The organism is Gimesia aquarii (assembly GCF_007748175.1).
Classification (GTDB): domain Bacteria; phylum Planctomycetota; class Planctomycetia; order Planctomycetales; family Planctomycetaceae; genus Gimesia; species Gimesia aquarii_A.
Window position 1 is genome coordinate 5,079,094 of sequence record NZ_CP037422.1, and the last position, 12,434, is coordinate 5,091,527.

The following is a 12,434-nucleotide window of genomic DNA, read 5'->3' on the forward strand; positions in this document are numbered from 1 at the left end:
AGTACTCAAAAGAAAGGGCGTGGTTTTATGTTAAACCACGCCCTTGTACATGTTTTATCGGCTAGCAAATCAAAGCGATTCGATATTATTTTTTCACCGTTTTTTTACTGGTTTCCTTCTTACTGGCAATGTCAGACAGGATTTTATCTAAAATTGATTTTTGTGAAGCTGTCAGAACGGTTTCACATTCCGCTTTTCGTTTTGAATTCAGTTCAGCAAGTTGCTTTCTAAGACTATCCATCTGGGATTTGTAGTTTGCTTGTATTTTATAGATTTTGTCGCGCTGTTCTTTTGAGAGGTTCAGTTTTCCATAGTGAGGGGGAACGCGAACTTTTGATTTCTTACGAGTTGTCTTGGTTTCTTTGGCGGTGGCTTCTGTGGATTTCGTTTCTTTCTTTTGGGCTGGTACTGAGTCAGCTGTGCAAATGGTCAAAGCAATTCCTGTGAACAAAACGACAATTAAGTTAGTAAGCTTATTGGTGCGCATAATGGCCCTCTTTAAAAAAAGATTCTCATGTCAGTAAAAGGCAACGAACACGCCTTTAGAATAAGAATATTTTGTACATATGTGTGTCTGTGATTCAACTGACAGAATGAAATATATTGAAAATTTGTTAATTATATATTCATTTCAGTTGTTCACGAATTCTGTACAATTCTTCAAGAGCAGCCAGGGGAGTAAGCTCATCGACATTCAAATCTCTAATTTCGTCGAGCACGGGATGAGGGGTGTTTCCAAAGAGAGAAAGTTGTTGTTGAGAGGATGTTTTTTGAGGTCGAGGTGGAATGGTTGGCTTTCCACTGGCATCAATATGATCTTTTTCGAGTGTGGAAAGAATTTGATTAGCGCGGTGAATGACTTGTTCTGGAATACCTGCCAGGCGGGCGACATGGATTCCGTAGCTTTTATTCGCGGAGCCTTCAATAATTTTGTGAAGAAACACAATTTCGCCATCTTGCTCATGTACTGCGACATTCCAGTTACTGGCTTGTTTCAGGGATTGTGTTAATTCTGTGAGCTCGTGGTAGTGAGTCGCGAACAGTGTACGGGCTTTTATCTGGTCATGTAGATGTTCCGTCATCGACCATGCCAGAGAAATTCCATCATACGTGCTGGTTCCCCGCCCGATCTCATCCAGGATGACCAGACTGCGTTCAGAAGCGGAATTGAGGATTCGTGCCGCTTCTGTCATTTCGACCATAAAGGTACTTTGCCCTTTACTCAATTCGTCACTGGCTCCCACGCGTGCAAAAATACGGTCCGCAATTCCGATACGGGCTTCACTGGCAGGAATGAATGAGCCAATCTGTGCCATTAACGTGAGTAGAGCTGCCTGACGGATATAAGTACTCTTTCCTGCCATATTGGGACCAGTAATGATCTGGACGCGTCCATATGGATCGCCGAGTAAAACATCATTGGGAACAAATTCACCTGTCGGCTGCAGACGGTCGAGTACGGGATGCCGACTCTCTCTGATATCCAGCACTGGCTCTTCCGTAACTTCGGGACGGCAATAACCAGCGTGAGTGGCAAGGTGTGCTAAACCGAAGAGCACATCAATTTGTGCTAGTACCTCAGCCGTTTTTTGAGTACGTGGTGCTTCTTTGGCAACACGTTCCCGCAATTCGTCAAACAGAGTTTGTTCCAGTTCTATGGTCCGGTCTTCTGCTTTGAGCACTTTTTCTTCGTACTCTTTCAGTTCAGGGGTGATATAGCGTTCCTGATTCTTAAGAGTTTGTTTGCGAATATAATGCTCTGGTACTTTAGTAGCATGAGCGGCTGAAACCTCCAGATAATAACCGAAAACTTTGTTATAGCCGACTTTGAGATTGGGGATGCCGATGCGTTCGGATTCTTCATTACGATAGCTGGCAATCCATTCTTTCCCTCCACGTGATAGTGAGCGGAGTTCATCCAATTCTTCGTTAAATCCAGGACAGATTACACCTCCTTCATTGAGAGTCAGTGGGGGATCTTCCACGATCATCGATTCAATATCCGCACGCACTTCGGCGCAGAGATCAATGCTGGTTTCAAGTGATTGGAGCAGAACTGACTTTCTACCGGTAAGTTTCGCTTTCAGTTTAGGTAGTAATGCTAACGTCTGTGCCAGAAAACTCAGATCACGGGCACTGGCTCTCCCGGTCGCGATGCGCGCGGTGAGTCGTTGCAGATCATAAGTCTTGGCGAGTTCTTCTCGAATATCATTAACCAGTACCGGGTTATGTAAGAGTTCTTCAACCGAATCTAGCCGTTTCTGAATTTCATTCAAGTTTGTTAATGGGTTTGCAATCCATTCTGTTAGTAAACGAGCACCCATCGAAGTGACAGTTTCATCGAGAACCGAAATCAGACTACCTTCTCGTTTCCCTTCACGAATCGTGCGCGTCAATTCCAGACTACGTCTTGTTGCTTCATCAATTAATAAGCGATCACCGCGTTCATAAGGTTCGATCTGATTGATATGTGGAATCGCACTTTTCTGTGTTTCTTCCACATATTCAAGCAGAGCACCAGCGGCTGTGATGGAAGGAGATCCCTGCTCGAGGTTGAAGCCTTCCAGCGTCTTAGTACCAAAGTGTGATAATAAACGTTTTTCACACTCATCCTCTGCGAAAGACCATGGAGGGCGTTCAGTCAGCATTGTATCGAGGTGCCCTACCGCTTTTTGCAGTGCTGAATTTCCTTCTGCAAAAATACATTCTGCCGGATGGATGCGGGCCAGTTCGTCAATTAAATGCTCTGCTGTCGTGTTCGAAGTCAGGAAACGTCCCGTAGATAGCTCCAGCCAGGCCAGGCCAATACTTGATTTTCCGAAGTGAATACTTGCCAGAAAGTTGTTCTCATGGGGATCGAGTAAGGCGTCGTCAGTCAGTGTGCCCGGAGTGACGACTCGTGTGACTTCGCGTTTTACCATCCCCTTGGCTTTTTTAGGATCTTCTACCTGGTCGCAGATAGAGGCCCTGTAGCCGGCATGAATTAATTTATAGAGATAATTATCCAGCGAATGGTGTGGGAAGCCCGCCATCGGGATGGGATTACTGGAAGATTTATCGCGACTGGTGAGAGTGATCCCCAAAATACGCGCTGCGATTTCGGCATCTTCATTAAAGAGTTCATAGAAATCACCCATGCGAAACAAAAGCAGAGTTCCCGGATTCTGGCGTTTGACTTCCAGATACCGCTCCATCATGGGGGTTAGCTTCTTGCCTGTTTTAGTCATGCGTCCTGTTTTTCTCTGACGATTGGTTTACTTTTTCGTTCTCTTTTCCGGAAATAATGTACTGACGCTGGTGCGGTCGTGAATGGATCGAATGGCAGCAGCGAATGAATGAGCCACTGAAATGACCTCCAGATTATCGGGCAGAGGATCAGCTAAGGTTTCAATCGTATTGGTCATAAACATTTTCTTCAACGGACTATTGCCAATTCGCTCTGCTGCTCCTTTGGATAACACACCGTGTGTGACCGCGGCATAAATATCGTTGGCTCCTTTTTGTTTCAAGGTCTCAGCCATGCTGATCAAAGTGCGGCCTGTTATTGTGAAGTCATCGACAAGGATCACATTTTTGCCTTCCACTTCACCAATGACTTCCAATACTTCCACGGTTTCTGAATGGTCTTTGCGGGCTTTATTTCCAATGACGACTGGGACTCCCAGTAGTTTAGCAAAATCAGAAGCTTCTTTGGCAAATCCAACATCGGGGCTACAAACAACCAGATTTTCGATATTCATTTTTTGAATATGTTCGCCGATGACATGGCGGCCGTAGAGATGATCAACGGGAACGCTGAAAAATCCCTGGATTTGTGGACTGTGTAGATCCATGGTTAACACGCGGTCTGCTCCAGCTATTTCAATTGCGTCAGCGCAGACCCGGGCACGGATTGAAACGCGAGGTTCGTCTTTCTTGTCTCCTTTTGCATAGCTGAAAAAAGGGATCACAGCCGTAACCTGCTGTGCACTAGCGCGTTTCAGAGCATCGATCCAAAACATGAGCTCAACAAAATTATCGTTCACCGGATAATGGACGCCTTGAATGAGATAGACGTCGCGCCCTCGAACATTTTCCTTAATACGAACAAAAATATTACCTTCACTGAACTGGTGCGCTTCACACGGTGTCAAACGGATGCCCAACTCATCGGCAATGGCTTGCGCAAGGATGGGATTACCGGAACCAGCCATGATGGTCAGATCACCTTGTGGAGGCTGGAAGGGCTGGACTCGGGGGCCTCTGGAGAGTGGATTCGGAGAATTAGCCATTAATAAACAGATCAATCAAACAGGGCAATTTTATGCCGGAAAACATTACTATTCTTGGGAATTCTGGATTATTTCACTTTACTCCATTCACGAAGAAAAGCAGACTCCATAATATCGATGCTGAATCGCAAAACAAGCGAACGCCAGCCAATATCCTGAAGGATGTATCCAAGTGGATTCGCCTTACCCCTATTATTGACACCAAATCGTTTACTTAGGGTTGAATTCAATTTTCAACCTGCAATTGATGTTGAGATATCTAAAATGACAGAAAGAATTTACAACTTTTCTGCAGGCCCCGCTGCACTTCCTTTGCCCGTTCTGGAACAGGCACAACAAGATCTGATTTCACTGGGAGATACGGGAATCGGGGTTCTGGAGCATTCTCACCGGAGTAAAGCATTTCTCGCCGTTTATGAGCAAGCTGAAGGCCTGTGCCGGGAAATCGCTTCCGTTCCAGATAACTATAAAGTTCTGTTTTTGCAGGGAGGGGCTTCGACTCAGTTTTTCATGATCCCCATGAATCTGCTTTCTAAAGATCAGACAGCCGACTATTTGGTTACCGGTTCCTGGTCCAAGAAGGCCGTCAAAGAAGCCAAACTCTTTGGAAATGTAAATATCGCCTGTAATAGCGAAGACAAAAATTTTTCCTACATTCCCTCTGAAGTCGCTTTGAGTGAGCAACCCGCTTATGTGCACTTCACATCAAATAATACGATTTATGGTACTGAGTTCGCATCAGAACCCGAAGTTCCAGCGGGAGTGCCTTTAGTCTGTGATGCGAGTAGCGATATCTTTTCGCGTCCCATCGATATCTCTAAATATGGGATTGTTTACGCCGGTGCTCAGAAAAACCTGGGACCCAGTGGTATGGCTGTCGTCATCATTCGGGATGATCTCATCGAGCAGGGACCGACCGACATACCAACAATGATGCAGTATCGCACTCACTCAGAAGCGGGTTCCATGTTTAACACGCCACCGACATTTGGGATTTATGTTTTGGGACGCGTCCTGCAATGGTTGAAAGATCAGGGCGGGTTAGCGGCGATGGGGCAGAAGAATCAGGCCAAAGCGGGTAAGCTATATGATTACCTGGATCAAAGCCAGCTCTTCAAGCCCACGGCTGCGAAACAGGATCGCTCCTTAATGAACGTGACATTCGTGACCGGCGATGCCGACCTGGATGCGAAGTTCATTGCTCAGGCGACTGCTGCCGGTTTGGATGGCTTGAAAGGCCATCGTAGTGTGGGTGGAATGCGTGCGAGTATTTATAACGCGTTTCCGGAAGCCGGCATTGACAAGTTACTCTCCATGATGAATGAGTTCGAACAGGAGCACGCCTCTTGAATCAGCCCGAAGTCGATAAAGCACATGCGGATATAGGACTGGTCTGTGCCTTGCACATGGAGATTCAGCAATTTCTGGATCGTTGTGAGCACGTCAAGAAATATACCGGCGGTTCGTATGTCTTTCGGGGAGGCTTTCTTGATCAAGTCAAAGTTGCCGTTGTGCAAACGGGTGTGGGATTCGCTCGCGCCCGAGCGGCAACTCAGGCACTGATTGACGCGCATTCGCCTCCCTGGGTTTTATCGGTTGGATTTTCGGGAGCCCTGGACCCAAAAATGAAGGTCGGAGATATTGTCGTCGGTACTTCCGTCTGTGACCTGCATGGCCAGGAATTAAAAAACGATGTTCAATTTCCGGAAGACCCGGAGCACGGGCTCTATGTGGGGAAGCTCATCAATGCTGATGAGATCGTTCGTACTGTTGAAGAAAAACTCAGAATTGCTGAACAATATGCAGCGCTCGCTGTCGATCTGGAAAGCCTGGCGGTAGCACAGGTCTGTCAGGCTGAGAAGAAAGGCTTCATGGCAATTCGCGCGATTAGCGACGATTGCTCTACAGATCTTCCTCCCGAAGTAATTTCAATCCTCGGGGAAACCGGAGCCGGGCGGGCAGGGGCAGCGGTAGGAGCCATCTTCAAGCGTCCTGAAAGTATTAAGGAAATGTGGAAGATGCGCGGCGATGCCTCAAAGGCGGCAACACGTCTGGGTAGTTTCCTGGAAGGTGTGGTGACCCAGCTCTATGAAGCCCGGCACTAATACTCGCCAACCTCTTCGCCACCATCGGGTGTGCTCAATGCTTTGAGTATTTCAGGGTCAATGTCTTTTGAAATGAATCTCACACTATTATCACCCAGCAGTATATGGTTACCATCTCTTTGAGAAGTTTTTTTGTCAGGTCCAATAATATGCATTGGATCTGCTAAAAACGTCGGATCACCCCAAGGTTGAAAATCTTCTGCTGTCTCTAGAGCCATTATAGTATTTGACATTCCGTCTTTGATATCTGTGAGGCGAGAAAACTGATTTTTCTTCAGCACAAGTTCGTTGCCCACGTAATGTGAAATTCCATATGCCCCTAAAGAGTCTTTAGCATTTGAGTTTTTATCATGGATAGTTCGATTTAAAAAGACTTCGAGATTCTCCCGAAAGAATTCTTGATTGCTGGGATCATTCCAGGGTTTGGCGAAATTAATTTTACTATAAAGTACAGCCTCACCCATGTAGGGGAGGATTTGAGTTTGCCAGCTATGGTAGGGGATTCCGCTTTCAGTAACGGGAGCTTCGGGAGGCAGAATACGATGTGCATCATGGTAGAGATGTAGCGCTATACCCATAGAATATAAATTGTATTTGGATTGAGCACGCCTTGCTGCTTCTGGTGCAATACTATACACAGGCCGCGTTAAATACCATATTAGTAAAACAAGACAAATTTCTGCGATTGTGATTTTGATGAAAAGCCAAAAGCAGTTTTTGGAGACTGGGACGTTTTGAGGTTGGTTAACCATCTGGCTTTCCTGATTCAATTATTATTTATGAATTCAAATTTTAGTTAACCATTCGAAATGCTAAAACTCTCCTATCGCTTTCCCATCATTGGGGATACTCAAGTTTTTTAATGTCTCAGGGTCAATGTTTTCCGAAACGAAGCGCACACTGCCGTCACCCATGAGGACATGATTGCCTCCTCTGAAAGAGGACTTCTTTCCTTGACCCATGATCTCGATAGGCTTTGCAATCGAAGTCGGGTCGCCCCAGGGCTTGAAGTTTTGGCCTGTCTCGACTGCCAGAATGGTATTCGATGTACCATCTTTGATATCTCGTATGCGACTGCCTCTGTTTTTCTTCATGACGAGTTCATTGCCGACATAATGGGAAAGACCTAATCCATCAGGTGAAATCTTTTCTTCAATTGACGGGTTTAAGTATGTGGGAATTACCTGTTCAAAAATGATTTGGTTGCTGGGATCATCCCAGGCTACGTCAAAATCGATGTCATTATAAAGTGGCGCCTGATCAACAAAGGGGAGAATAGCAGTTTGCCAACTATGGTAGGGTTTCCCGTCTGTGGTCGCAGTCCCTCCGGGAGGAAATTGCGAAAAAACTTCGTGATAATTATGTAGCGCCAGACCAATTTGCTTCATATTATTTTTCGACGTAGAACGCCGTGCTGCATCGCGAGCTTGCTGCACCGCTGGTAAGAGTAGGGCCATCAAAATTAGAATCACCAAAACAAACCCGCCGCCGGCAACAGCAACAACAATCCAAAGTACGGCATTACTTTTTTTAGGTGATGTCGTTTGAGATTGGCTTTCTTGTTGGAAATCGTCTTCCAGAAAGTTATCGGTATATTCAGGAATTAATCCTGGAATCTGGGCTGCTGGAACGAAGTCGCTCTCTTCACCTTTCCGGACAAGATCAGATTCCTGGACCTTGCCTTCGGCTGCTAATTCTTTCAGACGCTGAACAGTTAAGGGGCCAGCGATTTGACTACCACGCTTAACATACCAATTGGCCATGAGGGATTCCTTTACGTAAAGTAATGATTCAGTAACCTAGAATACAATAAGGGCTCATTAGAATACAGAGAAACATCTGGGAAGAATGTATATTCTTCAGATATCTGTTTAGTGGTGAATGAGGTTCGCTCATTAATCTGTTAGTATGAGTCTGTTGGCTGTGAAATCTGTTTATCCCATTAAGGAGATGTGCGAGTGGCAGCGGAACCTGTGATGCGTCCCTGGATTTTATCCGAGACCAATTATGCCCATGTAAAAGAAAACCCCTATGAAGTGGCGGTGTTGCCAATGGGGGCTACGGAACCGCATAACCTGCACCTGCCTTATGGAACGGATACTTATGAAGCAGACGCAATTGGCTCTCGCGTGTGTGAAGCTGCTTATCAACGTGGTGCGAAAGTTGTCATGTTGCCTCCGATACCTTACGGAACAGAAACCAATCAATCTGAGTTTCCTCTCTCAATGAATGTGAACCCTTCCACGTTAGGACAAATCATTGCAGATCTGGTTGATTCACTTGCAAATCATGGCGTACATAAACTGTTGATTCTGAATAGTCATGGTGGAAATGATTTTAAACCGTTATTGCGCGAACTACATGGTTCTACGCCGGTACAAATCTTTCTGGCGGACTGGTTTCGCGGGACTTCCGCCGATGTGAAAGCAGAGCTGTTCGAGAACCCGGATGATCATGCAGGAGAAATGGAAACCTCACTGGCACTGGCTTATTTTCCGCAGTTTGTTTCCCGTGATCCAGAAACAGACGCTTTACATGCCGATGAGGGGGCGACCAACGCGACGCGATTTGCAGCGGTCAATTCTGGTTGGGTCAGTATCACACGACCCTGGCATTTATTGACTACCAATTCCGGATCGGGTAACCCTCATCAGGCGTCCGCCGAGAAAGGCGAGAAATTAATGCAGGTGCTTGTCGAGCGGTTATCACAATTTCTGGTCGAACTCTCAGAGGCAAAACTGGATGATCAATTTCCATTCTAATAGTGTCTCAGGAAGTCCATGCCTGAGATCCTGGATATTGGTACTCTGCTTAGGCTCTGTATTTGCAATTGATCAGAGAACTTGCGTTCGGGCTGAAGAACAGCACTCTGTTATTAAATTTCAAGACATTACTGAAAACGCTCAGCTTCAATTTCAGCATCAGTCTCCTGCAACAACAAAACGCCACTTACACTTGACGATGGGGTCAGGAGTGGGCTGGCTTGATTATGACAATGATGACTTGCCTGATTTGTACTGTGGCCAAGGCGAGGAGTGGCGAAGATCTAAGAAAAAAAAGAGTGATGATTCTGCAATCGGATTATCGAACCGTTTGTTTCGTAACCAGGGGAAAAGTCAATTTCAAGACGTAACGACATTCGCAGGCTTAATTTCGATCGGTTATTCGATGGGGATTGCGGTCGGGGATTATAATCATGATGGCTTTGAAGATCTCTATGTGAGTCAGTTCGGCAGGAATCTCTTATATCAGAACAATGGAGACGGCACCTTTTCGAATGTCTCACAGGTGGCGCGTGTGGATGATCCCGGTTATGGGGCCAGTTGTACCTGGGCTGATTTGAACGGTGATGGATTGCTGGATCTCTATGTCGTCAATTATCTGAAAATTGATCGAGAGAATTATCCTCTTTGCAGCCGTAAGGTCGACGGAAGCCGCGTTTATTTTATTTGTCATCCGCGTTACGTACGTGGGCAATATGATGTGATCTATCGGAATCTGGGGAATGGTTCTTTTCTGAACGTCTCGAAAAAAGCGGGTTTACATAGTGAGCCTGCCCGCCAGGGGCTTGGTGTCTTTGCTGCAGACTTCGACCGCGATGGTGATATGGACGTGTATGTTGCCAATGACTCAGTTGCTAACCAGTTGTGGGTGAATAATGGTCATGGCGTTTTTACAGATCAGGCTTTAGTGGCAGGTGTGGCGTTCAATCGTGCGGGAGATCGGGAAGCGGGAATGGGTATCGCCGGAGCAGATTATAACAACGATGGTCAGCTTGACCTCTATGTGACGAATTATTATGGCGAAACCAATACCTTGTACCGAAATGAAGGGGCCCTTTTTTTTCTGGATGTGACCGACGAAACCGGCCTGGCAACGCCCAGCCGCATGCGCCTGGGGTTTGGAGCCTCTTTTCTGGATTTGAATAATGATGGCTGGGCAGATTTGTTTGTGACGAATGGTCACGTTCATGATCGACTGGCTCAACTGGGAAGAAATGAGCCTTACGAACAGGAACCGCAAGTGCTGCTCAATCAAGCAGGACAGTGGTTTCGAAATGTGTCTCAACAGGCAGGTCCCTTCTTTCAGAAACAACAGGTGGGGAGAGGCAGTGCCGTTGCAGATTTCAATCGGGATGGATTACCTGATGTTGCGGTCTCACATTTGAATGGGAAGTTAGTTCTGCTGGAGAATCGTTCTGAGACTCCCAATCAGAGTATTGGTTTGCAGCTCATTGGAACTACCTCCAACAGAAGTGCCATTGGTGCCATCATCGAGCTGAAAGTGGCGTCCGAAAATCTCACTCGGTATTGCCGAGGTAGCAGCAGTTATCTTTCGGCCGATGAACGTTGGGTTTTTTCAGGTGTGGGAAAGAATCAAGGTCCCGTCACGGTAAAAGTGATCTGGCCTGAAGGGAAAACGGAAATCTGGTCTGGATTACGACCGGGGAGGCGTTATACATTAATAGAAGGCGCAAGTGATTCTCAGGACCTGTCTCAAATACAGCGGTGATTATGAAACCTCTGCCGGAACAAGATAAGCTGACCAAGCCATTTCCTATGCAGAAAAAGAGCATTCTTTTTTCAAGCAAATCTATCGTGGCTGTTGTCGCTGTCATTGCATTGCTAATTTTTTATTTCTACGGCGGAACTGATTCTTCTCGCTCAAAAAAATCTGGTCAGATCAATCAGATCAAAACGGTTCAGAAAGCTGAAAAAGTCAAACAGAACGAATTGATCGCTTATTTAAAACAACATCCCCAAGATGAGTTCGCACATTTTCAGTTAGGGGAATTAATCAAGGATCGCGCTCCGTTCCAGGCCTTGGAAAATTTTTCGCATGTCACTCCCATGCATCCCCGTTATTACGAAGCCGTCGATGCGATTGCTGAAATTTCGCTGAAGCAGAATCTACCCAAACAAGCAAAAAAGGCGTTGTTAACGCTCATTCGAAAGTTCCCTCAGCAGAGTCGTTACCAGGATCTGTTAGCGAAGCTGTTACTTGAGGAGCGAGACTATGATCGAGCACTTAAGCATGCCACACGTAGCATCGAACTTGGTGCCAATCAAGCAGAGAACCATATGTTGGTTGCTAACATTCTACGACAAGCAGGAAGAACCAGCGAAATGTGTGGCCCCCTGAAACAGGCTCTGTTTTTAGAGCCCGAATCGTTGGTTGCTCATTTAAATCTGGCTTATGCAGCACTTTACTCAGGAGATTTGCAGACTGCCGAGCGGGAGGCACTGTGGTGCCTGAAACAGAATCCTTTGTCGAATACCGCGTTACGGTATCTGGCACAAATTGATAGAAGCCGAGGGAATATTTCAGAGGCCCTCGCACATATCGAGCAGGCATTAGTGGTTGATCCCGAGGATTTTGAAAGCCTGTTACTCAAAGCCGATTTACTGATTTATCAAAGGGCAGGTCAACAGGCATATGACTTACTGAAGCCACTCTATCTAGAACATCAAACCGATAGACGGTACATCACGGCATTATCGCGGGCTGCTGGTTTGATTGGAAATCGTAAAGAAGTTTTGCAGTTGCAAAGACAGAATCAGTTGCTGATTAAAGAAGACGATTTAAAACCTTCCACTTTACAAAGTGAAACCATTGAAGATTCGCAATCTCGGTAGCAATGAGGAAGCTCGTCTTAAGAGAGCAAATTTAATCAGCCAGTATTGACCTGAATTCTACGGGGTTCTGCTTTAGGGGCTTTGGGAAGGAAAATACGCAAGACACCATTTGTCAGCTTCGCTTCAATTTCACTATGCACAATTTCTCCACTGAGAATGAATGAACGCAGATAATTTCCTACTTCATATTCTTGATGCAGTGGTTGCGCTCCTTCGGGAATTTGAGGTTCCACTTTACCCAGTAATGTGAGCTTGTTGTCCTGAACCTGTAATTCAAGTGAACCGACAGAAACTCCGGGAAGATCGGCATACAGCACAAGACCGGCTTCTGTTTCATAGATATCAATCGGGGGAGTGAAAACATATTGACCGGGATGAGCCATTTCCCCTCGTTCTTCATTACTGTCTTGTCGATTCATGTT

Annotated in this window: 12 protein-coding genes; 6 read left to right on the forward strand and 6 right to left on the reverse strand. The window is 46.0% G+C overall.

Going from position 1 to position 12,434, the window contains the following annotated elements:
- Window positions 1–85: 85 nt before the first annotated feature.
- From V202x_RS19360 to V202x_RS19370, 3 genes are all read right to left on the reverse strand, one after another.
- The gene (locus tag V202x_RS19360; RefSeq protein WP_145178395.1) at window positions 86–487 is read right to left on the reverse strand and encodes a hypothetical protein; all 402 of its coding nucleotides are present in this window, start codon (window positions 485–487) and stop codon (window positions 86–88) included.
- 139 nt (window positions 488–626) lie between these two features.
- The gene (gene mutS, locus V202x_RS19365) at window positions 627–3,227 is read right to left on the reverse strand and encodes a DNA mismatch repair protein MutS (protein ID WP_145178397.1); all 2,601 of its coding nucleotides are present in this window, start codon (window positions 3,225–3,227) and stop codon (window positions 627–629) included.
- Between the two features lie 27 nt (window positions 3,228–3,254).
- Window positions 3,255–4,193: a ribose-phosphate diphosphokinase gene (locus V202x_RS19370; RefSeq protein WP_145178399.1), complete on the reverse strand. Its 939-nt coding sequence runs from the start codon at window positions 4,191–4,193 to the stop codon at window positions 3,255–3,257.
- Between V202x_RS19370 and V202x_RS19375 the strand changes: the two genes are divergently transcribed.
- The 3 genes from V202x_RS19375 to V202x_RS19385 all read left to right on the forward strand — a co-directional run bounded on the left by V202x_RS19375 (window position 4,192) and on the right by V202x_RS19385 (window position 6,376).
- Entirely contained in the window at window positions 4,192–4,383 is a 192-nt protein-coding gene (locus V202x_RS19375; protein WP_144985433.1) for a hypothetical protein, read from the forward strand. The genes V202x_RS19370 and V202x_RS19375 overlap by 2 nt on opposite strands.
- A gap of 152 nt (window positions 4,384–4,535) precedes the next feature.
- Window positions 4,536–5,621: a 3-phosphoserine/phosphohydroxythreonine transaminase gene (serC, locus tag V202x_RS19380; RefSeq protein ID WP_145178401.1), complete on the forward strand. Its 1,086-nt coding sequence runs from the start codon at window positions 4,536–4,538 to the stop codon at window positions 5,619–5,621.
- Complete coding sequence (locus tag V202x_RS19385; protein ID WP_145178404.1) at window positions 5,618–6,376, forward strand: 5'-methylthioadenosine nucleosidase; 759 nt, start codon at window positions 5,618–5,620, stop codon at window positions 6,374–6,376. Before serC ends, V202x_RS19385 begins: the two co-directional genes overlap by 4 nt.
- Here V202x_RS19385 and V202x_RS19390 read toward each other — a convergent pair.
- Entirely contained in the window at window positions 6,373–7,128 is a 756-nt protein-coding gene (locus V202x_RS19390; protein WP_145178406.1) for a DUF1559 domain-containing protein, read from the reverse strand. The genes V202x_RS19385 and V202x_RS19390 overlap by 4 nt on opposite strands.
- A gap of 60 nt (window positions 7,129–7,188) precedes the next feature.
- The gene (locus tag V202x_RS19395) at window positions 7,189–8,139 is read right to left on the reverse strand and encodes a DUF1559 domain-containing protein (RefSeq protein ID WP_145178408.1); all 951 of its coding nucleotides are present in this window, start codon (window positions 8,137–8,139) and stop codon (window positions 7,189–7,191) included.
- A gap of 195 nt (window positions 8,140–8,334) precedes the next feature.
- On the opposite strand from V202x_RS19395, the gene V202x_RS19400 reads away from it, so the two are divergent.
- From V202x_RS19400 to V202x_RS19410, 3 genes are all read left to right on the forward strand, one after another.
- Complete coding sequence (locus V202x_RS19400) at window positions 8,335–9,138, forward strand: creatininase family protein (protein ID WP_197992973.1); 804 nt, start codon at window positions 8,335–8,337, stop codon at window positions 9,136–9,138.
- A 211-nt stretch (window positions 9,139–9,349) separates the two neighbouring features.
- Window positions 9,350–10,888: a CRTAC1 family protein gene (locus V202x_RS19405; RefSeq protein WP_197992974.1), complete on the forward strand. Its 1,539-nt coding sequence runs from the start codon at window positions 9,350–9,352 to the stop codon at window positions 10,886–10,888.
- Window positions 10,889–10,890: 2 nt separating this feature from the next.
- Window positions 10,891–12,012: a tetratricopeptide repeat protein gene (locus tag V202x_RS19410; RefSeq protein ID WP_145178412.1), complete on the forward strand. Its 1,122-nt coding sequence runs from the start codon at window positions 10,891–10,893 to the stop codon at window positions 12,010–12,012.
- A gap of 35 nt (window positions 12,013–12,047) precedes the next feature.
- Here V202x_RS19410 and V202x_RS19415 read toward each other — a convergent pair whose 3' ends face one another.
- Window positions 12,048–12,431, reverse strand: coding sequence for an Hsp20/alpha crystallin family protein (locus tag V202x_RS19415; protein WP_144985440.1), 384 nt, complete (start codon window positions 12,429–12,431; stop codon window positions 12,048–12,050).
- Between the last annotated feature and the right edge of the window lie 3 nt (window positions 12,432–12,434).

Bases quoted from the DNA above. Each gene is read 5' to 3' on its own strand.
- V202x_RS19395 (WP_145178408.1), bottom strand. From the start codon at position 8,139: ATGGCCAATTGGTATGTTAAGCGTGGTAGTCAAATCGCTGGCCCCTTA.
- V202x_RS19375 (WP_144985433.1), top strand. From the start codon at position 4,192: ATGATGGTCAGATCACCTTGTGGAGGCTGGAAGGGCTGGACTCGGGGG.
- mutS (WP_145178397.1), bottom strand. From the start codon at position 3,227: ATGACTAAAACAGGCAAGAAGCTAACCCCCATGATGGAGCGGTATCTG.
- V202x_RS19410 (WP_145178412.1), top strand. From the start codon at position 10,891: ATGAAACCTCTGCCGGAACAAGATAAGCTGACCAAGCCATTTCCTATG.
- V202x_RS19415 (WP_144985440.1), bottom strand. From the start codon at position 12,431: ATGAATCGACAAGACAGTAATGAAGAACGAGGGGAAATGGCTCATCCC.
- serC (WP_145178401.1), top strand. From the start codon at position 4,536: ATGACAGAAAGAATTTACAACTTTTCTGCAGGCCCCGCTGCACTTCCT.
- V202x_RS19390 (WP_145178406.1), bottom strand. From the start codon at position 7,128: ATGGTTAACCAACCTCAAAACGTCCCAGTCTCCAAAAACTGCTTTTGG.
- V202x_RS19360 (WP_145178395.1), bottom strand. From the start codon at position 487: ATGCGCACCAATAAGCTTACTAACTTAATTGTCGTTTTGTTCACAGGA.
- V202x_RS19370 (WP_145178399.1), bottom strand. From the start codon at position 4,193: ATGGCTGGTTCCGGTAATCCCATCCTTGCGCAAGCCATTGCCGATGAG.